General features: G+C 62.7%; 21 protein-coding genes. 9 read left to right on the top strand and 12 right to left on the bottom strand.

Annotated features, from left to right (window positions below):
• Positions 1-60 precede the first annotated feature (60 nt).
• From pcaDC to E4656_RS10050, 8 genes are read left to right on the top strand one after another with little or no spacing between them, the layout of a single operon-like run.
• Complete coding sequence (gene pcaDC, locus E4656_RS10085) at positions 61-1,230, top strand: bifunctional 3-oxoadipate enol-lactonase/4-carboxymuconolactone decarboxylase PcaDC (protein WP_135483100.1); 1,170 nt, start codon at positions 61-63, stop codon at positions 1,228-1,230.
• Positions 1,227-1,943, top strand: a complete 717-nt coding sequence (gene pcaH / locus E4656_RS10080) for a protocatechuate 3,4-dioxygenase subunit beta (protein WP_135483099.1) — start codon at positions 1,227-1,229, stop codon at positions 1,941-1,943. Before pcaDC ends, pcaH begins: the two co-directional genes overlap by 4 nt.
• Before the next feature lie 2 nt (positions 1,944-1,945).
• Complete coding sequence (gene pcaG / locus E4656_RS10075) at positions 1,946-2,548, top strand: protocatechuate 3,4-dioxygenase subunit alpha (RefSeq protein WP_135483098.1); 603 nt, start codon at positions 1,946-1,948, stop codon at positions 2,546-2,548.
• Positions 2,549-2,560: 12 nt separating this feature from the next.
• Positions 2,561-3,448, top strand: a complete 888-nt coding sequence (locus tag E4656_RS10070) for a CoA transferase subunit A (protein WP_135483097.1) — start codon at positions 2,561-2,563, stop codon at positions 3,446-3,448.
• A gap of 2 nt (positions 3,449-3,450) precedes the next feature.
• The gene (locus E4656_RS10065) at positions 3,451-4,188 is read left to right on the top strand and encodes a CoA-transferase subunit beta (protein WP_135483096.1); all 738 of its coding nucleotides are present in this window, start codon (positions 3,451-3,453) and stop codon (positions 4,186-4,188) included.
• Positions 4,189-4,209: 21 nt separating this feature from the next.
• Positions 4,210-5,415 carry a 3-oxoadipyl-CoA thiolase gene (gene pcaF, locus E4656_RS10060; RefSeq protein WP_135483095.1) on the top strand — a complete coding sequence of 402 codons (1,206 nt, stop codon included), beginning with the start codon at positions 4,210-4,212 and terminating at the stop codon, positions 5,413-5,415.
• Between the two features lie 23 nt (positions 5,416-5,438).
• A complete protein-coding gene (locus E4656_RS10055) occupies positions 5,439-6,779 on the top strand; it encodes a lyase family protein (RefSeq protein ID WP_135483094.1) in 1,341 nt (446 codons plus the stop codon).
• Positions 6,779-7,732, top strand: coding sequence for an AEC family transporter (locus E4656_RS10050; protein WP_135483093.1), 954 nt, complete (start codon positions 6,779-6,781; stop codon positions 7,730-7,732). Before E4656_RS10055 ends, E4656_RS10050 begins: the two co-directional genes overlap by 1 nt.
• 134 nt (positions 7,733-7,866) lie before the next feature.
• On the opposite strand, the gene E4656_RS10045 is transcribed toward E4656_RS10050, so the two are convergent.
• The 12 genes from E4656_RS10045 to E4656_RS09990 all read right to left on the bottom strand — a co-directional run bounded on the left by E4656_RS10045 (position 7,867) and on the right by E4656_RS09990 (position 20,734).
• Positions 7,867-9,567 (bottom strand): flotillin family protein, encoded by a 1,701-nt coding sequence (locus E4656_RS10045; protein WP_135483092.1) that lies wholly within the window; start codon positions 9,565-9,567, stop codon positions 7,867-7,869.
• 52 nt (positions 9,568-9,619) lie between these two features.
• Positions 9,620-10,423 carry a coniferyl-alcohol dehydrogenase gene (locus tag E4656_RS10040; RefSeq protein WP_135483091.1) on the bottom strand — a complete coding sequence of 268 codons (804 nt, stop codon included), beginning with the start codon at positions 10,421-10,423 and terminating at the stop codon, positions 9,620-9,622.
• Positions 10,424-10,458: 35 nt separating this feature from the next.
• The gene (locus E4656_RS10035) at positions 10,459-11,916 is read right to left on the bottom strand and encodes an aldehyde dehydrogenase family protein (RefSeq protein ID WP_135483090.1); all 1,458 of its coding nucleotides are present in this window, start codon (positions 11,914-11,916) and stop codon (positions 10,459-10,461) included.
• Positions 11,917-11,919: 3 nt separating this feature from the next.
• The gene (locus E4656_RS20825; RefSeq protein ID WP_135483089.1) at positions 11,920-13,179 is read right to left on the bottom strand and encodes an ABC transporter ATP-binding protein; all 1,260 of its coding nucleotides are present in this window, start codon (positions 13,177-13,179) and stop codon (positions 11,920-11,922) included.
• A complete protein-coding gene (locus E4656_RS10025) occupies positions 13,172-13,909 on the bottom strand; it encodes an ABC transporter ATP-binding protein (RefSeq protein WP_135483088.1) in 738 nt (245 codons plus the stop codon). Before E4656_RS10025 ends, E4656_RS20825 begins: the two co-directional genes overlap by 8 nt.
• On the bottom strand, positions 13,902-14,849 hold the full coding sequence (locus tag E4656_RS10020) for a branched-chain amino acid ABC transporter permease (protein WP_135483087.1): 948 nt from the start codon (positions 14,847-14,849) through the stop codon (positions 13,902-13,904). The genes E4656_RS10025 and E4656_RS10020 overlap by 8 nt, the downstream gene beginning before the upstream one ends.
• The gene (locus E4656_RS10015; RefSeq protein ID WP_135483086.1) at positions 14,846-15,712 is read right to left on the bottom strand and encodes a branched-chain amino acid ABC transporter permease; all 867 of its coding nucleotides are present in this window, start codon (positions 15,710-15,712) and stop codon (positions 14,846-14,848) included. Before E4656_RS10015 ends, E4656_RS10020 begins: the two co-directional genes overlap by 4 nt.
• A gap of 77 nt (positions 15,713-15,789) precedes the next feature.
• Complete coding sequence (locus E4656_RS10010; protein WP_205849162.1) at positions 15,790-17,049, bottom strand: amino acid ABC transporter substrate-binding protein; 1,260 nt, start codon at positions 17,047-17,049, stop codon at positions 15,790-15,792.
• 150 nt (positions 17,050-17,199) lie between these two features.
• Positions 17,200-17,757, bottom strand: coding sequence for a 2-methylaconitate cis-trans isomerase PrpF family protein (locus tag E4656_RS10005; protein WP_135483085.1), 558 nt, complete (start codon positions 17,755-17,757; stop codon positions 17,200-17,202).
• Between the two features lie 9 nt (positions 17,758-17,766).
• Positions 17,767-19,059, bottom strand: a complete 1,293-nt coding sequence (locus E4656_RS10000) for a TRAP transporter large permease (RefSeq protein ID WP_135483084.1) — start codon at positions 19,057-19,059, stop codon at positions 17,767-17,769.
• Positions 19,056-19,586 (bottom strand): TRAP transporter small permease, encoded by a 531-nt coding sequence (locus E4656_RS09995; protein WP_135483083.1) that lies wholly within the window; start codon positions 19,584-19,586, stop codon positions 19,056-19,058. Before E4656_RS09995 ends, E4656_RS10000 begins: the two co-directional genes overlap by 4 nt.
• Positions 19,587-19,705: 119 nt before the next feature.
• Positions 19,706-20,734, bottom strand: a complete 1,029-nt coding sequence (locus E4656_RS09990) for a TRAP transporter substrate-binding protein (RefSeq protein WP_240753956.1) — start codon at positions 20,732-20,734, stop codon at positions 19,706-19,708.
• Positions 20,735-20,982: 248 nt separating this feature from the next.
• On the opposite strand from E4656_RS09990, the gene E4656_RS09985 reads away from it, so the two are divergent.
• Positions 20,983-22,212, top strand: a complete 1,230-nt coding sequence (locus E4656_RS09985) for a LysR family transcriptional regulator (RefSeq protein ID WP_167856016.1) — start codon at positions 20,983-20,985, stop codon at positions 22,210-22,212.
• Positions 22,213-22,232: the final 20 nt, after the last annotated feature.

Genomic DNA, 22,232 nt, shown 5'->3' with positions numbered 1-22,232 from the left:
TTACAATTTCCCGGCACGCAGACATGGTAGAGGCGTCTGGCACCAGGAGAGAGTGCACCCATGTATGCTGTTATCGCCAATGGTATAGAGCTTCACTACGAACTGCGCAATGCGGGCCGCCCGGAGACGCTGGTCTTCATCAACTCGCTGGGTACGGACTTCCGTATCTGGGACGACCTGGCCGAGCATTTTCCACAGTTTCAGATTCTGCTGTACGACAAGCGCGGACACGGCCTGTCGGCCTGTCCGACCTCACCGTACACCATCGACGACCATATCAATGACCTGTCCCAGTTGCTCGATGCGCTGGAGATCGAACGCGCAACCCTGTGCGGCGTCTCCGTGGGCGGCATGATCGCTCTGGGCCTGTGCGCCCGTGAGCCGGAGCGGGTGGACAGCCTGATTCTGAGCAACACCTCCTATCGCATCGGCAACAGTGAAGCCTGGAACACCCGCATCAGCAAGGTGAAGACCAGCGGCACCGAGGGCCTGGCCGATACCGTGATGGACCGCTGGTTCTCGCAGGCCTATCAGGAAAAGCAGCCGGAACTGATGACCCTGTGGCGCAACATGCTGACCGCCACCCCGGCCGAAGGCTATATGGGCACCTGCGCGGCCATCCGTGATGCCGACCTGCTGTATGACGCCCGCGCCATCGAGAAAAAGACACTGGTGATTGCCGGCAGCGACGATCAGGCCACCCCGCCGGATGTGGTGGAAGACCTGTCGGAGCAGATCAACGAGGCCACCTACACCGTCGTCGAGGGCGCCGGCCATCTGCCCTGTATCGAGCAGCCGCTGACCCTGAGCAAGCTGATACACGATTTCCTGCATGACCCGCTGGAAGAGGCCGGGCGCTACCAGATGGGCATGCGGGTGCGCCGCAGCGTGCTGGGCGCGGCCCATGTCGACCGTGCCGAGCGCCTGAAAACCGAGTTCGACGCGCCCTTTCAGTCCTATATCACCGAAAATGCCTGGGGCTCGGTCTGGTCCAGATCCGGCCTCAGCAAACGCGATCGCAGCCTGCTGACCATCGCCATGATGGCTTCGCTGGGACATGAAGAAGAACTGGCCATGCACATTCGCGCCACCCGCAATACCGGCGCCAGCAAGGCCGAAATCCAGGAGGTGCTGCTGCAGGTGGCCGTGTATGCCGGCGTGCCCGCCGCCAACACAGCAATCCGCGTGGCCAAAGATGTCCTGGTCAAGATGGAGAGTGAAAACCCATGAGCAAGTCCGACACACAGCCCCAGAGCTATACGCCCCGTGACTGGGACAGCATGGCCGGCTTTATCGACAGCGGCTACAAATCCACGGGCAAACGCGGTGTCTCGCGCAACCTGCTCGAGATCAACCCGGACCTGGCCGCCCTGACCGGGCCCGCCTTCGGCGCGGAAAGCGTCGGCGAACTGGACCATGACCTGACCCGCAATGGCCGCGTCAACGGCGAGCCGCTGGGTGAGCGCATCATCGTTACTGGTCAGGTGCTGGACGAACATGGCAACCCGGTGCCCCATACTCTGGTCGAGGTGTGGCAGTGCAACGCCGCCGGCCGCTATGTGCACAAGAAGGATGTGCATGATGCACCGCTGGACCCGAACTTCCTCGGCGCCGGTCGCTGCATGACCGATGCCGAAGGCCGGTACCGCTTTATCAGCATCAAGCCGGCCGCCTACCCCTGGGGCAACCACCCCAATGCCTGGCGTCCGGCGCATATCCACCTGTCGCTGTTCGGTCCCAGTATCAGCACCCGCCTGGTGACCCAGATGTACTTCCCCGATGACCCGCTGCTGGCATTCGATCCCATCTACCAGTCGGTACCGGCCGGCGCGCGCGAGCGCATGGTCAGCCGGTTCTCGCTGGATGTCACCGAAGAGGCCTGGGCCCTGGGCTATATTTTCGACATCGTACTGCGTGGTCCCAGTGCCACGCCGGAGGCCTGAGCATGACCCTGAAACAGACCCCGTCCCAGACCGTAGGCCCCTTCTTTGCCTATGGGCTGACCCCGGAACAGTATCTCTATGACTTTCGCCAGTTGGTCGACGGCCAGATGCGTCCGCGCGAAGACATGCCGGGCGAAGCCATCCGCATCGTGGGCCGCGTATTCGACGCCGACGGCCAGGCCGCCGAAGATGCCATGATCGAACTCTGGCAGCCCAATGCAGCCGGGCGCTTCAATCATCCGGCCGACCAGCGCACGGAACGGCCTCTGATCGAGGGTTTCAGCGGTTTCGGACGTTTCGGTACCGGTACCGACCCCGACGCCCGCTTTATCTTCGACACGGTCAAGCCGGGTGCCATTGATGACCGCCAGGCACCCTTCATTACCGTGATCGTGTTCATGCGCGGCCTGCTGAACCATGCCTATACGCGGCTGTATTTCTCCGATGATCAGGCTGCCCAGGCCCATGATCCGGTACTGCAGTCGGTGCCGGCCGAGCGCCGCCAGACCCTGATTGCCGAGCGCAGGGATACCGCCACCGGCGTGGAGTACAACTTCGATATCCACATGCAGGGCGAGCGGGAAACCGTATTCTTTGATTTGTGAGGACACCGAAACATGGCCAGAATCGTCGACCTGAAAACCGCCATTGCCGAACAGGTGCAGTCCGGCGACACCGTCGCCATGGAGGGCTTTACCCACCTGATTCCGCATGCGGCGGCGCACGAGATCATCCGTCAGGGTCTGACCGACCTGACGCTGATCCGCATGACACCGGACCTGATCTATGACCAGATGATCGGCATGGGCTGTGCCCGCAAGGTGATGTTCTCCTGGGGCGGCAACCCCGGCGTGGGTTCCCTGCGCCGCCTGCGCGATGCCTATGAGCAGCACTGGCCGACCAGACTGGAGATCGAGGAACACAGCCATGCCGCCATGGCCAACGCCTATGAAGCCGGGGCAGCCGGTCTGCCCTGTGCCATTTTTCGCGGTTATCTGGGCGCCCAGCTGGCCGAAGTGAACCCGAACATCAAATTCATCCACTGCCCTTTCACCAACGAAAGGCTGGCCGCCGTGCCCGCCATCAAGCCGGATGTATCCATCATTCATGCGCAGAAAGCCGACCGCAAGGGCAATGTGCTGATCGAGGGTATCGTCGGGGTACAGAAGGAAGCAGTGCTGGCCGCCAAACGGTCGGTGGTGACGGTGGAAGAAATCGTCGACGACTTTGCCGGCCTGCATCCCAATGTCTGCATTCTGCCGGACTGGACGGTGGGCACCATCAGCCTGGTGCCGGGCGGCGCGCATCCGTCCTATGCGCAGGGGTATTACAAGCGGGACAATGACTTCTACAAGGCCTGGGACCCGATCGCCAGTGACCGCGAAACCTTCCGCCAGTGGATGCAGACGCATGTCCTCGAGGTCGGCCCTGAGGTGTTTGCCGAACGCGTCACCTTTGACGGCCCGACTGTGACTTCCCGTTCCGATTCCGCGCAGGAGGACTGAGCATGGACTACAGCACCAATGAAATGATGACGGTGGCCGCGTCCCGTGCGGTCAGCAATGACGACGTCTGCTTTGTCGGCATCGGCATGCCTTCGGCCGCCTGCAACCTGGCCCGGCTGACCCATGCCCCGGACATCACCCTGATCTACGAATCCGGCACCATCGGCACCAAACCGGCCACGCTGCCGCTGTCGATCGGTGACGGAGAGCTCTGCGAGACTGCCGTGACCACGGTATCCGTGCCCGAGATGTTCCGCTACTGGCTGCAGGGCGGTCGCATCACCATCGGTTTTCTGGGCGCGGCTCAGCTCGACCGCTTCGGCAACATCAACACCACAGTGATCGGTGACTATCACAACCCGAAGGTGCGCCTGCCCGGCGGCGGCGGTGCCCCGGAAATCGCCACTTCCTGTCAGGAAATCTTTCTGGTCATGAAGCAGTCGACGCGGGGTTTCGTCAAGCAGGTGGATTTCATCACCTCGCTGGGCCACGGGCCGACAGGTCGCGAACGGCGCGAACTGGGCGTCACCACCAAGGGCCCGAGCCGATTGATTACCGACCTCTGCATCTGGCAGACAGACCCGGAAACCCGTGAATTCGTGGTAACCTCCATACATCCGGGAGTGACCCGCGAGCAGATCCAGGACAATACCGGCTGGACCGTCCGCTATGCCGATCAGGTGGACGAAACCCCGGCCCCGGACGCCACCGAACTGGACGCACTGCGGTCGCTCAACTGATCCGATAACAAAGAGTGCATCATGACTGACGTCTATCTCTGTGACTATATTCGCACCCCCATTGGCCGCTATGGCGGCGCCCTGAGCGGCGTGCGCGCCGATGATCTGGCGGCGATCCCCCTGGCCACACTGAAAGCACGCAATCCGGCCATGGATCTGGCCGCCGTTGACGAAGTGATCTTCGGCTGTGCCAACCAGGCCGGCGAGGACAATCGCAATGTCGCCCGCATGGCCCTGTTGCTGGCCGGCTACCCGGAAAGCGTGCCCGGCACCACCATCAACCGGCTGTGCGGCTCGGGTATGGATGCCATCCTTTATGGCAGCCGCATGATCGGCAATGGCGAGGCCGAGCTGGTCGTGGCCGGCGGGGTGGAAAGCATGTCGCGGGCGCCCTTCGTGATGCCCAAGGCCGACAGCGCCTTTTCACGCAAGGCGGAAATTCACGACACCACCATCGGCTGGCGCTTCGTGAACCCGCTCATGCACAAGACGTTTGGCACCGATGCCATGCCCGAGACCGGAGAAAATGTCGCCGCCGACTTCCAGATCAGCCGCGAAGATCAGGACGCCTTTGCCTGGCGCTCGCAGCAGAAGGCCGGGCAGGCCATCGACAACGGCGTGCTGGCCGAGGAGATCACCCCGGTAACCATTCCGCAACGCAAGGGCGACCCTGTGGTGGTGGATCGGGATGAACATCCGAGGCCTGAGACCAAACTGGAAAAACTGGCGACTCTGCCTACACCCTTCCGCGACAACGGTACCGTGACCGCCGGCAATGCCTCCGGCGTCAATGACGGCGCAGCTGCTGTCATACTGGCCACTGCCGAAGCGGCAAAAAAATACGGCCTGACCCCCATCGCCCGGATTCGCGGCGGCGCCACCGCCGGTGTGGCACCACGCATCATGGGCATCGGCCCAGCCCCGGCAACGCAGAAGCTCTGTGCCCGGCTCGGGATCAAACCCGACCAGTTCGATGTGATCGAACTGAACGAGGCCTTTGCCTCCCAGGCGCTGGCCACGCTGCGCGAACTGGGCATTGCCGACGATGCGGCCCAGGTGAACCCCAACGGCGGTGCCATTGCACTGGGGCACCCGCTGGGCGCTTCCGGCACCCGTATTACCGGCACCCTGGCCAGGCAGTTGCAGCGCAGCGGCGGCAAGCTCGGTCTGGCTACCATGTGTATCGGTGTCGGCCAGGGCATTGCCATCGTACTGGAAGGCGTGTAGCACCAACAGGAGGCAAGCCGATTATGGCGCCAGCAGGGCTTTATGACGGTCTGTTCCGGGATCCGACAGTGAGTCGCATTCTGGATGATACCCAGCGCATCCAGCGCCTGCTGATGGTCGAGAGGGCCCTGACCGAGGCCCTGGCCCGGGCCGGCCTCTGTACCGAAGCCGATGCGCAGGCGGTCAGCGCTGCCCTCGCCCGCTTCCAGCCGGACATGGACGCCATCAGCGCCGGCATGGCGCAGGACGGCGTGCCCCTGCCCACGCTGATCAAGGCCCTGAAAGCCGAGATTCCGGCCGTGCATCACCGCGCCCTGCACCATGGCGCTACCAGCCAGGACATCATGGATACGGCCTCAGTGCTGGAAAGCCGTGAACTGCTCGACCATTTCGAGCGGCAGATCCGGCAACTGGTGCAGGGCCTGGCGGCACTGACGGCGCAGCACCGCAACCAACTGGTGGCTGGCCGTACCCGCAGCCAGCAGGGTGCCCCCATGAACCTGGGGCTGAAGATCGTGCGCTGGCTGGCGCCTCTGGTGCGACAGCTCGAGCGTCTGCAGTCACTGCGGCCACGCCTGCTCAAGGTGCAGCTGGCCGGTGCTGTGGGCAATCTGTCCGCCCTGCAGAACCAGGCCATTCCGGTGCGCCAGGCGCTGGCCGAGCAGTTGCAGTTGGCCGCTGACGGCGGCTGGCATACGCAGCGCGACAGCCTGCAGGAACTGGCCACCTGGCTGGCCATCACCACCACGGCGCTGGGCAAGATGGCGCACGACTGGATGCTGATGGCGCAGACCGAGGTGGGGGAAATCCGCTTTGCCAATGGCGGCGGCTCATCTACACTGCCGCAGAAATCCAACCCGGTGAATGCCGAACTGATTCAGACCCTGGCCCGGCGCTCGGCACACCAGGCGGCGGAGATGCTGCAGGCCGGGCTGGGAGCACACGAGCGGGATGGGGTGAGCTGGAGCAGTGAGTGGCTGGCCCTGCCGGAACTCTATCATTGCACCGGTGCGGCCCTGCACCAGAGTCTCATGGGTCTGCAGCACATGGAATTCAATCCAGTGCGCCTGCAGCAGAACCTGTGGCAGAGCCGGGGCCTGCTGTTTGCCGAAACCCTGCGTTTTCGCCTCCACTCCGGCCAGCCGGCAGGCATCGATGCAGCCTTGTTGCTGCGCCAGTCCATAGATGCAGTCAACCAGAACCCGGACAGCCCGGAGACCCTGATCGAGCGGATCAATACGGCCGCCGGCACCGCCTTCACTGCGGCCGAACTGGAGGCTGATCTGCTGCACGCCGGTTGCACCGATCCGGACATTGATCGTATTCTGCAGGCCGCCCAAATCTGGATGCCCGCCGACGACTGATGCAGTTATTCGCCATCACCGCCCCCATCTTCCTGGTCGTCGTACTGGGCATGCTGACGGCGCACCGGCACTGGCTGGGCGACCAGGCGGGCCCGGTGCTGGGCAATTTCGTCATGCGCTTTGCGCTGCCCGCCACCCTGTTCACCACCCTGTCCCGGGTGCCAGCCTCCGAGATCATCGAACCCGCCTTCATGCTGGCCTATGGCGGCAGCGGGCTGCTTACCGCATTGCTGGTGATCGGCGTGGCCAGCCTGCTGATGGGCCGAGACCGCATACAGGCACTGCTGCAGGGGTTTGGCAGCATCATGCCCAACACCCTGTTCTTCGGTCTGCCCATCGCCATGCAGTATTTCCCCGAGACCCCGGGCAATGCCTTTGCCATGGCCGTACTGACCGAAAACCTGCTGTTCTTCACACCCTTTCTGCTGGCCCTGCAGGTCACCGCAGCCGGTCCGGGCGGTTCGATCGGCGCCGCGATCCGGCAGGTGGGCGTTCAACTGATGCGCAGCCCCATCATTCTCGCCATCATCGCCGGGGTTCTGGTGTCCTCACTGGCGATTCCGGTGCCACTGGTTCTGGCCGAGGCCATTGATCTGGTCGCCCGGGCCTCTGCGGCCATTGCGCTGTTTGCGGTCGGCTTTGCCATCGCGCGCAGCTCGGTGAATCTGCGCGGACAGGAGCGCGACCTCATCCTGGTGGTGGGTGCCAAGCTGATAGTGCAGCCGCTGATCACCTTGCTGCTGGTGCTCTTTGTCGTACCCGACTTCGACCCGGTGTTGCAGTTCTCCGCCGTGCTGCTGTCCAGCATGCCCATGTTCTCCATCTATCCCATCATCGGGGCGCGCTATGGCCATGAAAGAGACACGCTGCTGGCGCTGATGGTGGCCGTGGTGCTGTCCTTCCTGACCATCACGGGCTGGCTCTGGGTGCTGAGCCGACTGCTGCAGGTCTGAAGCAAAAAAAGACCCGCCAGAAGGCGGGTCAAGATCATTGCGTCCCGTTACTTGCTCGGGATACACAGGAGCTACGTCCCTGTCATCACACAACACCGCATTGAAATCATCATCGGCAACTCTGTTCTCACTGCTCAGCCCTCTCCGCTGGGGCGGCGTTTTTTCCCGCCGGTTTGCGCCTTTGCACTGCTGTCGTCTTCGGCATCGTCACCGCGCAATGCATCCAGCCCTGAATCCATGCTCAGGCCCAGTTCCTCACCCAGACGCCGCAGGGCGGGTAGCTGCACGGCCATGTCCATGATGCTGTCGAGGGCCTGATTGACCACCGGCCGCGCCTCGCGGCTGCCCACGGGAGCATCGCCCCGCTGGGCCAGGCCATTGATCTGGTGGATGCGGATGGAGTCGATCTTCTCGGCCGGCCTGACCATTTCGGCGACAATCTTCGGCATGGCTTCCAGGCGCGCCTTCTCGGTGTTGTAGGCCGCCATGCGTTCGTTCATGGTGTTCTCGGCTTCCACCATGGCCTTGCGTCCCTCAGCTGCGGCCAGGGCCTCCTGGCGCGCAGCTTCAGACGCCAGGGTGCGGGCTTCCTGCTCGCCGCGGGCCTGCTCGAGGCGGGCCTGTGCCCGATCGGCAGCGGCTGCCTTCTCGGCTTCGGCGGCACGGCGGATGCGGATACCGGACACCCCGGCTTCCTGCTCCGCGTTGACTTCGGCCACCCGCTTGCGCCGCTCGGCTTCCGCCAGGGCTTTCTCGGTGGCCACGGTTTCCATGGCCTTGACCACCAGAGCGCGGGCTTCCTCGGCCAGCGCCTCGGCCTGCCGTTCCTCGCGTGATTTCTCGTGCAACTGGATGTCTCTGTCCTGCTGTAGCAGTTCAAGCGCCAGCTGACGTTTCAGTTCGGCGGCTTCCAGCAGGCGATCACGCTCGATCTCGGCCTCGCGCAACCGCTGTTCACGTGCAATGTCGGCAGAGCGGATGGCACTCTCCATATCGATACGCGCCTGCGCCGCCGCCTTCTCGCTGTCGGCCTTGCGGGCGGCCACTTCAGCCATCTGCGCGGCTTTCAGGGTTTCTATCTTCTGCACCTGATCGATGCGCGCCTGCTCTTCTTCATAGTCCAGATCCAGCTTGCGCTTGGCCACTTCGAGGGCGGACCGGCGCACCGAAACATCCGCGTCGGCATCGATATTGGCGCGATCCTTCCGCGAGCGGGCAATCACTTCGGCCAGCTTGCGCATACCCTCGGCATTGAAGGCATTGTTTTCATCCAGGGCGCCGAACGGGGTCTGGTCCATGTCGGTCAGGGAGACCGAATCCAGAGCCAGGCCATTGCGTTCCAGTGACGGCACCAGTTGGTCACGCACCAGGCTGACGAACTCGCCGCGTTTTTCATGCAGCTCATCCATGGTGAAGGTGGCCGCTACCGAGCGCAGCGCGTCGACCAGCTTGCCTTCGATCAGTTCGCGCAGGCGGTCGGCCTGAAAGGTTCGGTTGCCCAGTGTTTGCGCCGCCTGCGCCACACCGTCGCGCGTGGCCAGCACCGACACATAGAACTCGACACCGACATCGACCCGCAGGCGGTCACGGGTGATCAGCGAGGCGTTGCCCTCGCGCTTGACCTCCAGGCGCAGGGTCTGCATGTTGACCCGGGCCACATCATGGAAATACGGTACCGCCAGCACGCCACCGTCGAGCACCACCTTGCGACCACCCACCCCGGTGCGAACCAGGCTGACCTCGCGCGTGCCCCGCTGATAGAAGTTGGCCAGTATGATCACTGCAATCACCACAGCGATCAGGCCGACTATCAACCAAACTCCCAAATTAGCCATACGGTTTCTCCAGCTTGCAAGCAGTTATTGTTCTGGTTGTTCTGTCCGTGGGTTACAGACCATGTGTTTCACCAAGCAGATGCGAGGCCATGCCACCATCTGCCGGCAGATTCGTGCCCCGAATCCAGGTCGACAGATCCGACAGCAGAAAGGCCACCACCGGCGCAATGTCTTCCGGTCGCCCGGGTCGGTCCATTACGGCCATGTCCTGCGCGGCCCGTTCGCCCAGAGTCTCGATAAAATCGCCCAGAATGGGGGTGTCCACGGGGCCGGGGCTGACCGCATTCATGCGGATGCCGCGTTCACGCCAGGTCCAGCGGTTCTTCATGGTCCAGGCGATCAGCGCCTCCTTGCTGAAAAAGTAGGAGCGGCCGCCTTCATTGCCCACACCATGCAGGCGCACGAAGTCTTCCACCTGATCGAAATCCAGTGTCTCGGCAGCGCGAATGCTGGCTACCGACTCCGGCCAGCCCATGCCCGCCAGCGAGGCCAGATTGACGATGGAAGCGCCGTTGGCCAGCTTGGGAATCAGGCTTTCGGTCAGATACCGCAGCCCCACCAGATTGACCTTCAGCACCTGGGCTGCCGGTGCCGTGGGCGGCAGCCCGGCGATATTGGCCAGACCGTCGATTGCATTGGGCAGGGCCTCGACCAGGGCATCGATGACGTTGCGATCCGACAGGTCGGCACGATACAGCTCGTCCACATAGCGGGTGGTCTTGTGGACATCCACGCCCAGGACGTCACCGCCCAGATACTTGACCAGCCGCGCCGTTTCCAGGCCGATGCCCGAGGCACAGCCGGTGACGACGATGGTCTTGCCCTGCAGCAGGTGTTGCGGATGAATGGCACTCATGTACAGCTCTCCGGCTCGAATCAGTACGTGGGCGGTCAGAACATGGGCGGAAAATGACGACCGCCCCGTTCCAGTGTGACCCAGCGTGTCTGGGTAAAGGTTTCCACCGACCAGCGGCCCCCGTGGTTGCCCTGACCCGAGGCCTTGGCCCCGCCGAAGGGCACATGGGGCTCGTCGTTGACCGACGAGCAGTTCACGTGGCACATGCCGGTCTCGAGGCGTCGGGCAATACGCAGCGCCCGCTCCTCGTCGCGCGTCATCACACCGGATGAGAGCCCGTATTCGGTATCGTTGGCAATGGCGATGGCTTCTTCGTCGGTGCTGAACGGGATCACCGGCACCACGGGTCCGAAGGTCTCGTCCTGATACAGCTTCATGTCCGGCGTGACCCCGGTCATGATGGTGGGCTCCACAAAGCGGCCCTTGACGCCCCCGCCGAGCACCACACGGGCTCCCTTGGCGATGGCATCCTCGATCTGTTCCCGCACCCGCTGGGCCTGACGGTCATTGATCAGCGGGCCGATAATGGCTTCCGGGTCATCAGTGGTATCGCCCATGCGCAGTTTCGACGCCCGGGCCACAAAGCGGTCCAGAAACTCGTCGAAGATGGATTCGTGCACCAGCACCTTCTCCACCGACATGCAGATCTGCCCCTGGTGCATGAAGCTGCCAAAGTTGGCCGCCTGGGTGGCACGCTCCAAATCGGCATCTTCCAGCACGATCAGCGAGTCCTTGCCGCCCAGTTCGACACAGGCCTTTTTCAGGTTGGCCCCGGCGCGGGCTGCTATCTGGCGTCCCACCGGCGTCGAGCCGGTAAAGGAAATGCCCTTGACCAGCGGATGCTCGACCAGTTCGTTGCCCACAGTCTGCACCGCGTCGCGGGAACAGGTCACCACGTTCAGTACCCCGGGCGGTACGCCGGCTTCCTCGAACATCTCGGCAAACAGCAGACCACCGAGATAGGGCGTTTCCTCGGACGGCTTGAGCACTATGGTGTTGCCGGCCGCACAAGGGAAAGCCAGACCGCGCGCGGTCAGAATGAGCGGAAAGTTCCACGGGCTGATCACCGTCACCACCCCCATGGGCTGGCGGATGGCCATGGACAGCTTGCCGTAGTCGGACGGCATGACTTCACCGATGGCGGCATAGTTGGAGGCGGCAGCGGCACGGAAGACACCGGGCACATAGCCGGTCTCGAACATGCCCTTGCCGAACCAGCCGCCGCCTTCGGCCTGAATGGCCTTGACGATACGGTCGCGGTTGCGTTCGAAGGCTTCCGCCACCTTGAGCATGTAGTGGGCGCGTTCACTGTAGGGCCGCGCGGCCCAGTCGGACTGCGCTTGCTGAGCGGCCTGAATGGCGGCCCGGGTCTCGCTCAGTCCGGCTTCCGGCACGCGCGCCCATAGCTGGTCGTTGGACGGATTGAAGTCATCGAAGGTGCGGTCAGTGGGTGTCCACTCACCGCCAATATACAGACCCTTGAACTGGTGCATGGCTTATACCCTGTGTTTGCTGATCAGTTTCAGTTCGCCCTGCGCGTCGCCGTCATCTTCGCGGCGATAGATCTCGAGCTGCGGCCTTCGGTATACCTCGATTTCCGGTTTCCGGTCGTCGGGGGTTGCCTGCTGTGACCGCTCCCGGGTCGGCATTGCCGGTGCGGCCGGTGGCCGGGCAGACGCTGTGCTGGCGGTGCGGGCGGCGTTCTCCATACGGCGCAGCATGTCATCCAGCGCACCCGTGCTGGCTGGCGCAGCACTGCCGGCAGCGGTGGCGTCGGAATTCGGTCCGGCGGCGCTGGTCCAGGCCTGGCGCTGGCGGGCTTCCGCACTGGCGATCAGGTCCTCGACACTCTGCCCGGCTACCTGCTGCACACTGACCCGATCAACCGTGCGCGGCGCCGGCTGCGCGAAGGACACTTCACTGTGCGCGGCAGGCGCCGCTGTCTGCTGCGCTGTTGCCGCAGTCGCCCGGGTCGGGGTCGGTGGTGCTTTTGCTGTCGGGGCTGCCGGTGCTTCCGCCGCACCGCCCAGGTAGGCGCGCTGCACGGCCGGGTCATTCATCAGTGCCTGAGCCGAATTTTCGGCCACAATCTGTCCGGTCTCGATCAGATAACCACGATCGGCGATAGCCAGACTCTGCTTGGCATTCTGCTCCACCAGCAGAATACCCAGCCCGGTCTTGCGCACCTCGGCCAGGGTACGGAACACATCCTTGGCCAGCAGGGGCGACAGCCCGAGCGAGGGTTCATCCAGCATCAGAATGGTCGGGTTGGACATCATCGCGCGGCCAATCGCCACCATCTGCTGCTCACCCCCGCTCATGGTGCGAGCGATCTGGCGGCGGCGCTCGGCAAGGCGCGGAAACAGGCTGTAGACCCGCTCCAGATTCTCCTGCTCGGACCCTCTGGCGCGGCGCGCGTAGGCACCCAGGCGCAGGTTGTCCTCCACCGACAGTTCACCGAAGATGCCGCGCCCTTCCGGTACCAGAGCCAGGCCCGACTCCACCACCTGGTGAGATTTCAGCGTGCCGATCACGCGCTCGCCAAGCCGCACCGAACCGCTGCTGCGCGGCACCAGCCCGGCTATGGTCTGCAGCAACGTACTCTTGCCGGCACCGTTGGCGCCGAGAATGACCACAATCTCGCCGGCGCGAACGCGCAGCGAGGCATGATCAAGGGCCTGATGCTGGCCGTAGAACACGGTCAGCCCGTCCGCTTTCAGTTCACCCTGAGTGTCCGCCGGTCTGTGCTCAGTCATCGTCATCCCCCAGATAGGCACGGATCACCTCGTCATCGGACAGCACCTCGGCCGGTGTGCCCTCGGCGATCTTGCGTCCGGTGTTCATTACCACGCAGCGATCACACAGGCTGCGGATGGCGTCCATGACGTGCTCGACCAGAATGATGGTGCGCCCTTCGGCGCGCAGGTCGGCAATCAGTTCGATGCCGGTACGCAGCTCGGTCGGGTTCAGGCCGGCCAGCCATTCGTCGAGCAGAATGATGCGCGGATTGGCGGCCAGCGCCCGCGCCAGTTCCACCCGCTTCTGATCAATGTAGGTCAGCGCGGAGGTGGGCAGATGCGCCGAGGTGCCCATGCCGACGCGTTCCAGCTGCCGCATTGCGTGGACCTGCAGAGCCCGGCCCCAGAGTTTCTTGTGGCCGAACACAGCCCCGGCCATGACATTTTCCAGCGCCGTCATGGTGGGCAGCATGCGCACCAGTTGAAAGGTTCTGGCCACCCCGGCACGGGCGATATGCCGCGCCGGCATGTCCGAGATCAGTTGATCGTCCATCATGATGTCACCGCCGGAGACGCGCAGGGCGCCGGAGATCAGATTCATCATGGTGGTCTTGCCCGAGCCGTTGGGCCCGATCAGGCCCATGACTTCCTGCTCGTGCACATCGAAGCTCATGTCATTCACCGCCACCAGGCCGCCGAAGCGGCGGGTCACATTGCGCACTTCCAGCACCCGGACTCTGTTATCCATGGCTCACCTCCCGGCGCTGCTGCCGTGCCCGGAAATAGACCTTCTCCATGATGCCGGCGACGCCGCTGGGGATGTAGTAGACCACCAGCAGGAAGGCGATACCCATCAGCAATACTGTCTGCGCGGGGAAATTGGAGGCGATGACTTCCCAGGTCAACGCGAAGGGAATGGCGCCGACCAGGGGTCCCCAAAGACGATGTACACCGCCCAGCAGAGCCATGATCACCACCAGAAACGACACCTCGGGGTTGAACGCCATGGCCGGCTCGATATAGACGAAGCGGGGTGTCATCACGGCGCCCACCACGGCGGCGAAGGCCCCGGATACCATGAACAGCAGGATCTTGGCACGCGCCGTGTTAATGCCGCTGTGGCGGGCCACCAGTTCATCATTGCCGATGATGCGGATGGCAAAGCCCAGGCGCGAGCGATTGATCAGCCAGCCCACCAGATAGACCAGCAAGGCCAGCGCCAGCAGTTGCCAGTAGATCTGGGCATCATTGATGTCGACGAACACATAGTTGCCCCGGGTGCCGGCAAAATTGTTCTGGTACCAGGTGATGACCTGGCGGACCATCTCCGCCAGACCCAGCGTGAAGATAACGAAGTAGACGCCGGACAGGCGCAACGTCATGGCCCCGACCAGGGCCGCCAGCAGGGCGCCACTGAGCGCTGCAATCGGCAGTACCATCCAGTAGGGCATGACCTCCAGCGCCGGCGCCATCATGTAGGCGCCCACCCCGTAGAAGGCGGCTGTGGCCAGCGATATATAGTGGGTCGGTCCGGAGAACAGCGCCCAGGAGGTCGCCAGTACGGTGTACATGGTGATCGGAATTACCAGTGACAGCACGGCCGCGCTGTTGGGCAGCGAGGGAATGAAGGCCAGCACCGCAAAGGCGGCCAGTACCAGCACAGCGTAGATGACTTCTTTGCGCGTCATGTTGTACTTCTCCCGAACAGACCCTGGGGCCGGAAGAGCAGCACCAGAACAAACAGCAGATAGGCCGAGGCCAGTGTCAGCCCCGGATCAACCAGGCGCGCCACCACGGTTTCCGTCATGCCCAGCACCAATGCTGCCACGATGGCCCCTCGCATGTCCCCGACGCCGCCCATGATGACGATGATCAGTGCCTTCATCGTGAACACGATGCCGACCGAGGCATCAAAGGTCAGGAAGGTGCTGAGCAGCACCCCGCCGGAGGCTGCAACAGCACCCCCCAGCGCAAAGGCAAAGGTCGACATGCGGGGCACATCGATAGCCACCAGGCCCGCCGACACCGGGTCCACCGACACGGCGCGAATGGCCATGCCGGAGCGGGTATAGTGAATCCAGTACCAGAGGGCGGCACAGATGGCGACCGCGATCCAGAATGCCACGACCCGGTTCAGCCCGTACCGGCTGCCCATGAATTCGACTGGCCGTGACAGATAGGAGTAGTTGAAGAAACTGCCCCCGAAAACCATCAGAAAGATGCCGACCAGCGCGAAACTCAGACCGAAGGTGACCAGAATGCTGTCGACTTCCAGTTGGCCCCGGCTCTTGGCCCGCCGCACCAGCGGCAACAGCAAATAGCGATAGATCAGCCAATTGAAGACAAAGGCGCCGGGCACCACCCAGAGCAGGGCCACATAAGGGCTGAAACTGTGCGCCATCACCACCCAGAAGGCAGCAAAGGCGCCCGCCACCAGCATTTCGCCACTGGCCAGGTTCATGATGCGGGCCACACCATATTGCAGGGACAGCCCCATCGCCACGATGGCATAGACACCGCCCAGCAGGATGCCTGTAATCAAGATCTGCATAACTTCAATACCGAATCAGGGGAGTGACCTGCCGGCGCTCCGGGCCGGCAGGTCTGGGGTACCTTGACCTGAGGGGGTTACCAGCCTTCCTTGCGGATGGGCTCGACTGCGCCTTCCAGGTCTCCGGTGGCCCGGATGCCATGGAACTTGCCATCCTGCCACTGGCCTACGGTCCAGTAGTTGTTGATGCGCTGATCTTCAAAGACCCACTCGCCCATCACGGTATCGAAGGGGTTGTTCTTGATGTACTCGGTGACCGCATCACGATCCGGTGCACCCACGCCCTCAATGGCCTGGGCCAACACTTCCAGGCTGGCATAGGTCACGGCACTGGCCCAGTAGTCGGGGCCCTGACCAGCCACTTCGATGTGCGCCTGCTCGTACTCGATAAAACGCTCGGAGTCCGGATTGACACCACCCACACCGAAGACGCCATTGATGCTGTCACCAAAGCGCTCACGATAGGACGGGAAGGGTGTGGCCACCGCAGTATAGAAGGCGTCCACCTGCAGATCCTGAATCTGCGCGGCTTCGGTCAGAGCAAACGTATCCGGCGGATAGGAGAAGGCCACAAAGACATCCGGGTTGGCATCGATCACCGAGCTCATGACCGGACTGACATCCTGAATGGTCGGCGGATAGGAGCGGTTGTAGACCACATCGAAGCCGTTCTGCTCGAAGATCACGCCCGCCGCCTGGGCCAGTTCGATACCGAAGGCATCCGCCACATTGACCATGGCCACGCGGTTGCCGACTTCGCCGGCGTCACGCAGCTCCACCATCTGCTCGGCAATGCCCTGCGCCAACGGCGTGGTTTCACCCAGGGTGAAGAACACACCGTCATAGCGGCTGGTCATGGTGTCGACCTGGTCGGTGATGGCACTGACATTGATCATCGGATAGCCCAGACGATCAAAGATGGGGGCTGCTGCCAGGGCCAGGCCGGTGCCATAGGGCGCGATAATGAAATCGGCATTGTCATTGTTGGCCAGACGCTGCACCGAGCGAATGGTTTCCGACGGGTCGGTGCGGTCATCATATTCGATGATCTGCACCGGACGCCGAGTGCCATCTTCCATCAGCAGGCCGCCATCAGCATTCACCTCCTGTTCCCACAAGGCGATGTTGGGCCAGAAGGTGACCGCAGCACCCCCGGCGAGCGCGCCGGTCTTGGGCGCCACGGCACCGACTCGGATCGGATCGCTGCTCTGGGCCAGGGCAGAGCCCAGAGTCAGAGACAGAGCCAGCGTGCCGGCCACCATACCCAGGATGGCATGGCGCAGGCAAAGCGGAACCAGGGGCTGAACAGTCTGACAGGTAGAATTCTCGGTTTTCATGCGCTCACCTCTTTGTTGTTCTTATCTCAGTCAGGGCGGCGTTGCCCCGTACTGATTGATTATGATTTGCACATTAAAGAATGGGGCCGGGCTGCAGGGTTGTAAAATAAGGTTTAACTTTCCTGATATATCGATTCCTGTATACAGGGGTCAGGATTCAGAGGGATCTCCGGTCCGGCCAGTCAAACCGAAGGCATAGAGCTTCTGACCGGCACGAATCTGCAGGCGGGTGCTGCTGTTCAGAGCCAGGAGTTCACTGGTCAGGCTGTCAGGCCAGGCCAGTGCACAGGCAGCCGCCGCTGCGTTCAGAAAGCTCGCACTGACCGCGCTGCCACTGTGATCAAGGCGCTGTACCAGCAGCATTGCGGGGCCGCATCGTCTGACCAGCAGCATATGGGGCACCGGCTGCTGCATGACGTCGCCCAGCCCCATCAGATAGCCGGTCTGCAGACGCACCCGCTCCAGACGCTCCTGCAGGTGCTGCGCCAGCGGCAGAGCAGGGTCGGGCTCTGGCTCCGGCAGAGACCCGGGCAGCAGGTTGCCATCCAGCAGCACCATGGGGCGGCCGACATCGACACAGGTCACCCAGAGTCCGTCCACCAGATCCCGCGCATTGCCGGTGGGCAATGCGCGCCCGGAGCGGCGCCCCAGCAACTGCACCAGCGGGCGCTGAGCTCCGCTGACGCTGTAGTAGACGGGAGTAACCATGACAAGAATCTAACTGATCAGGCCCAGCGCCAGCACCGGGAAGGCGATGATCAGCGCCAGGCGCACCGCGTCTGCCGCCACGAAGGGCAGTACCCCCTTGAAGATGTCCGTCAGTTTGGTGTCTTTCGGTGCCACCGACTTGATCACGAACACATTCATGCCAATGGGCGGCGTAATCAGACCCAGTTCCACCGTGATCACGGTAATGATGCCGAACCAGATCGGATCCAGACCGGCTGCCATGGCCAGCGGAAACACCACCGGCACGGTCAGCAGCAGCATGGCAATGCTGTCCATGACCATGCCCAGCAGCAGATAGAGCAGCAGAATCGCCATCAGCACCATCAGCGGCGTCAGCTCCATTGCGTTGACAATCTGTACCAGCTCAAAGGAGATTCGCGATACATTGATGAAATAACCGAAGATCTCGGCCCCAATGACCATGAAGAAGATCATGGCCGATATCACCAGGGTCTCTCTGACCGCCGCCACGAATTCGCGCAGCCGCATGCCGCGGTACAGCGCAATCAGCAGGGCCCCGAAGGCGCCGACAGAGGCCGCCTCGGTCGGTGTGAACAGGCCGGTGTAGATGCCCCCGATGATCAGCACGAAGATGCCGGTGAACGGCACCAGACCCTTCAGGCCAACCAGCTTCTCTTTCAGCGTGGTCGGGTCCCCGGGCGTGGCCAGCGACGGCTTGATGGCCACCACGATGGCAATGGTCAGCAGGTACAGACCCAGGCCGATCAGGCCGGGCACAATGCCGGCAATAAACATGTCACCCACCGACTGCTCCGTAATCAGCGCGTACAGCAGCAGCGCGATCGAAGGCGGGATCATGATGCCCAGGGTGCCGCCGGCAGCAATGGTGCCGGTCGACAGCGAATCCGCATAGCCGCGCGCGCGCATTTCCGGCAGCGCCACCTTGGACATGCTGGCGGCGGTAGCCAGCGAAGAGCCCGAGATGGCCGAGAACACACCACAGGACGACACCGCCGCCAGCGCCATGCCGCCACGCCAGGCGCCGAACAGGGACTTGGCGCCATGGAACAGCTCGGCTGACATGCGGGCCTTGGAGGCCAGCACCCCCATCAGGATGAACATTGGGATGGGGCTGAAACTGTAGCTGGTCAGCGTCGACATGGCGCTGCGCTGCAGTATGGTCAGGGCCGGATCAAAGGCGGAAATCAGGCCAAAGCCGATAAAACCGGTAGCGGCCATGGCCATGGCAATGGGCATGCGCAGAGCAATCATGCCCAGCATGCCGGCGATACAAAGAAACCCGATCAGCTGCGCACTCATGATGATTCAGTCTCCGTGCCGGTGAAATACTCCCAGGCCACCGAGAAACCCCGAATGCCCAGCATGACGGTGCCCACCATGGCCAGCCAGTAGATGTAGGCCATCGGAATGCCCAGGTCCTGAGTCGTCTGCCCGGATCGTGCGGCCCGCTCGATGGAATTCAGCAGGCCCGAGGTCAGAATGAAGCCGAAGAGCCCGAAAAAGAGGATGTAGAACCCGCTGATCCAGTACTTGATGCGCTCGGGCAGGCGCTCGGTGAAAAGCTCCACTATCACCTGCCCGTCTTTCAGGGCGTATGGCAGGGCATACAGGATGCTGAGCAGCAGGCCATAGCGCACGATCTCGTAGCTGCCCCGAAAGGTCAGATTGATGGCCCCCAGAGTCATGCCAAACAGGGTGCGGGCAGCAATGTCCGCCAGCACGGTCAGCATGGACCCAACCAGCACCACGCCACCGGCCAGACTGAGCAGAAAAGCGGCTTCCCGAATCAGCCAGGCAAGCCGGTGAATCCAGTTGATGATGAACACGAGTAAACCTCCACCCCAGCAGGAAGACGCCGGAACGGCTGGCTCCCTGTTACGGGAGCGTACCGATCCGGCGTCCTTCAGACGTGCCTCGCAGGCACTGTTTGTTTCCCTGATATCAATCAGGCGTCACAGGTATTGCGCAGCTCCATGGCCCGGTCATAGACCTCACGCGCCGGCAGACCGCGCTCTTCCACTTCGCTCAGGTAGCGCTCGAGCGAGCGTTCCATTGCCGGCGCCCAGTCCGGGTGCGAGGTACCACCCTCGATCACATTGATGGGACGATCATTGGCCATCGCATCATCGATACCGGCCTGATCCAGGTCATCAAAGACTTCGCCCGCCAGTACCGCCCAGTCCAGACCGGAATTGGCGTCGATGACGGCACGATTCTCGGCGGACATGCTCTCATAAACACCCCGATTCATGGTCATGATGAATGACAGGGTATACATGCCAGCGATTTCCGTGTGGGAGTCGACCAGTTCCGCCAGACGAAAGCCGATGGTGGCTTCCCAGGGCAAAGCGACCCCATCGATCACGCCGCGCTGCATGGCGGTGTAGCTCTCCGGCGCCGGCATGCCGACAGCCTGGGCACCCAGTTCCTCCAGAATATTGCCCACTACCGTGGTCGGACGGCGGATGCGCAGGCCCTGCAGGTCGGACGGCTCGCGGATCTCGGTGCCGACCACATGGAACATGCCCGGACCATGGGTGAACATGAACAGAGGATGAGTATCTTCATACTCTGCATCCAGATGTCCTTCGTCATACAGGCTCTGCAGAATGCAGGCGCCATGCGCGCCGCTGTCACTGACACCGGGCAGTTCGACGATCTGGGTGAGCGGGAAGCGGTTGGCGGTATAGCCCTGCACCGTGGCCGTTACATCCACAATGCGATCAGACACGGCATCGTACTGGTCCGGTGGCGGTACCAGAGAGCCACCCGGATAGACTTCGACCGCAATACGGCCGTTGGATTCCTCTTCGATCTGGTCGGCCCAGGCCTGCATGACCCGCTGATGGTTACCTGAAACCTCAGGCCAGAGGTGGGCCAGACGAAGGGTCACTTCCTGCGCCTGCACCTGAGCAGCGGCAGCGAACCCCCCGATCAGGGTTATAGCGGTTATCGTTCTGGTCATATTTTGCATGACGTTGCACCTCATTGTTGTTATGACTCAGTGGTCAGCGCTGCTACCAAGAGCATGCTGTGGGGCGACTTTTGCCCGCAAGATCAAGCCGTATTGTTATCATTCTGCTGACGGCCTGATCTTTTCAGCCTTGATTATTCATATCATTGTAGTCCATCGCCATTCAGTTTTAGGGTGTAAGCTATTAGTTCTGGTTATAACATGGCATGCTCCAAACCATGACTGCAAGAACTGACAGACAACCCAACATGAGGCACCTGCGCGCCGTCAGTGAGGTCGCAGCCCTGCACAGCATCACCGCAGCGGCCGAACGGGTGTTCCTGTCCCAGTCGGCCCTGACCCAGGCCATCGCCAAGCTGGAGCAAGCCATAGGCTGCCGTCTGTTCCGCCGTCATCATTCCGGCCTGACCCCAACCAACGAGGGCAAGCTGTTTCTGCAACGGGTCAACCGCTGCCTGTATCTGCTGCAGCAGGGGGTCCGTGAAGCCTTGCGCTCCGGCATTGCAAAGACGGACAACCCGCACCCGGCAGAGCACCCGGCCCAGTTGCTGACCAATGCCCAGTTGCGGGCCTTGATCGCCATTCAGCGCGCGCCCTCCTATTCCAGTGCGGCCCGCAGTCTGGGCATATCCCAGCCCGCCATTCACAAGGCGGCCAGGGAGCTGGAAAGCAATCTCAACCTGCATCTGTTCGAACCCACCCGCTCCGGCGTGAGGCTGACCGAGGCGGGTGAGAATCTGGCCCGCTTTGCCCGCCTGGCGCTGCGCGAAATCGAACTGGGTTTCGACGAACTGGCCAGCCTGTCGGGGGAAGATACCACCACCATCGCCATTGGCGTGGTACCGCTGGCGCGTACCAATGTGTTGCCGGAAGCCATCAACCGCCTGACCGAACTCAAGCCGGAATTGCACATCAGTGTGATCGACGGCGCCTACGAGGACCTGTTGATGCAGTTGCTGAGCGGGGACATCGACATGATGATCGGGGGCCTGGTCGACCCGCCACCGACGGACACCATTACCCAGTTGCCGCTGTTCAATACCACCTTTTCACTGGTGGTCCGCCAGGGTCATCCGCTGGCCACTCAGCCGGGGCTGAGGTTGGCCGACCTGCTGGATTATCGCTGGGTCATCCCGCGCCGCGGCACTCCGGCGCGCGAGTTCTTCGAGGCGCTGATCGGCCAGCCCTTTCCCGGCAGTCTGAAGGGCGCCGTGGAAAGCGGTTCACAGATTGTCACGCGCGAGTTGCTGGCGGGCAGCGATCGCATTTCCCTGCTGTCCAGCTACCAGATCCGGCATGATCAGCGCTCCGGACTGCTGACAGCGCTGGATATCGATCTGCCCGGACCGCAGCAGACCATTGTGCTGGCACTGCGCAAGGACTGGCACCCCACGCCCCCGCACCTGCTGCTGATTTCCATCATCAAGACTCTGGGCCAGCACGAGGGGGCCATGGACGTCCAGAGCGCGCTGTCATGACGTATACTGGTAGCGCCATG

Source organism: Natronospirillum operosum, from assembly GCF_004768465.1.
Lineage (GTDB): Bacteria > Pseudomonadota > Gammaproteobacteria > Pseudomonadales > Natronospirillaceae > Natronospirillum > Natronospirillum operosum.
Note: the sequence above shows the minus strand (reverse complement) of the source record. Positions and strands in the feature narration are given on the sequence as shown.

Bases quoted from the DNA above. Each gene is read 5' to 3' on its own strand.
- pcaDC (WP_135483100.1), top strand. From the start codon at position 61: ATGTATGCTGTTATCGCCAATGGTATAGAGCTTCACTACGAACTGCGC.
- pcaH (WP_135483099.1), top strand. From the start codon at position 1,227: ATGAGCAAGTCCGACACACAGCCCCAGAGCTATACGCCCCGTGACTGG.
- pcaG (WP_135483098.1), top strand. From the start codon at position 1,946: ATGACCCTGAAACAGACCCCGTCCCAGACCGTAGGCCCCTTCTTTGCC.
- E4656_RS10070 (WP_135483097.1), top strand. From the start codon at position 2,561: ATGGCCAGAATCGTCGACCTGAAAACCGCCATTGCCGAACAGGTGCAG.
- E4656_RS10065 (WP_135483096.1), top strand. From the start codon at position 3,451: ATGGACTACAGCACCAATGAAATGATGACGGTGGCCGCGTCCCGTGCG.
- pcaF (WP_135483095.1), top strand. From the start codon at position 4,210: ATGACTGACGTCTATCTCTGTGACTATATTCGCACCCCCATTGGCCGC.
- E4656_RS10055 (WP_135483094.1), top strand. From the start codon at position 5,439: ATGGCGCCAGCAGGGCTTTATGACGGTCTGTTCCGGGATCCGACAGTG.
- E4656_RS10050 (WP_135483093.1), top strand. From the start codon at position 6,779: ATGCAGTTATTCGCCATCACCGCCCCCATCTTCCTGGTCGTCGTACTG.
- E4656_RS10045 (WP_135483092.1), bottom strand. From the start codon at position 9,567: ATGGCTAATTTGGGAGTTTGGTTGATAGTCGGCCTGATCGCTGTGGTG.
- E4656_RS10040 (WP_135483091.1), bottom strand. From the start codon at position 10,423: ATGAGTGCCATTCATCCGCAACACCTGCTGCAGGGCAAGACCATCGTC.
- E4656_RS10035 (WP_135483090.1), bottom strand. From the start codon at position 11,916: ATGCACCAGTTCAAGGGTCTGTATATTGGCGGTGAGTGGACACCCACT.
- E4656_RS20825 (WP_135483089.1), bottom strand. From the start codon at position 13,179: ATGACTGAGCACAGACCGGCGGACACTCAGGGTGAACTGAAAGCGGAC.
- E4656_RS10025 (WP_135483088.1), bottom strand. From the start codon at position 13,909: ATGGATAACAGAGTCCGGGTGCTGGAAGTGCGCAATGTGACCCGCCGC.
- E4656_RS10020 (WP_135483087.1), bottom strand. From the start codon at position 14,849: ATGACGCGCAAAGAAGTCATCTACGCTGTGCTGGTACTGGCCGCCTTT.
- E4656_RS10015 (WP_135483086.1), bottom strand. From the start codon at position 15,712: ATGCAGATCTTGATTACAGGCATCCTGCTGGGCGGTGTCTATGCCATC.
- E4656_RS10010 (WP_205849162.1), bottom strand. From the start codon at position 17,049: ATGAAAACCGAGAATTCTACCTGTCAGACTGTTCAGCCCCTGGTTCCG.
- E4656_RS10005 (WP_135483085.1), bottom strand. From the start codon at position 17,757: ATGGTTACTCCCGTCTACTACAGCGTCAGCGGAGCTCAGCGCCCGCTG.
- E4656_RS10000 (WP_135483084.1), bottom strand. From the start codon at position 19,059: ATGAGTGCGCAGCTGATCGGGTTTCTTTGTATCGCCGGCATGCTGGGC.
- E4656_RS09990 (WP_240753956.1), bottom strand. From the start codon at position 20,734: ATGCAAAATATGACCAGAACGATAACCGCTATAACCCTGATCGGGGGG.
- E4656_RS09985 (WP_167856016.1), top strand. From the start codon at position 20,983: ATGAGGCACCTGCGCGCCGTCAGTGAGGTCGCAGCCCTGCACAGCATC.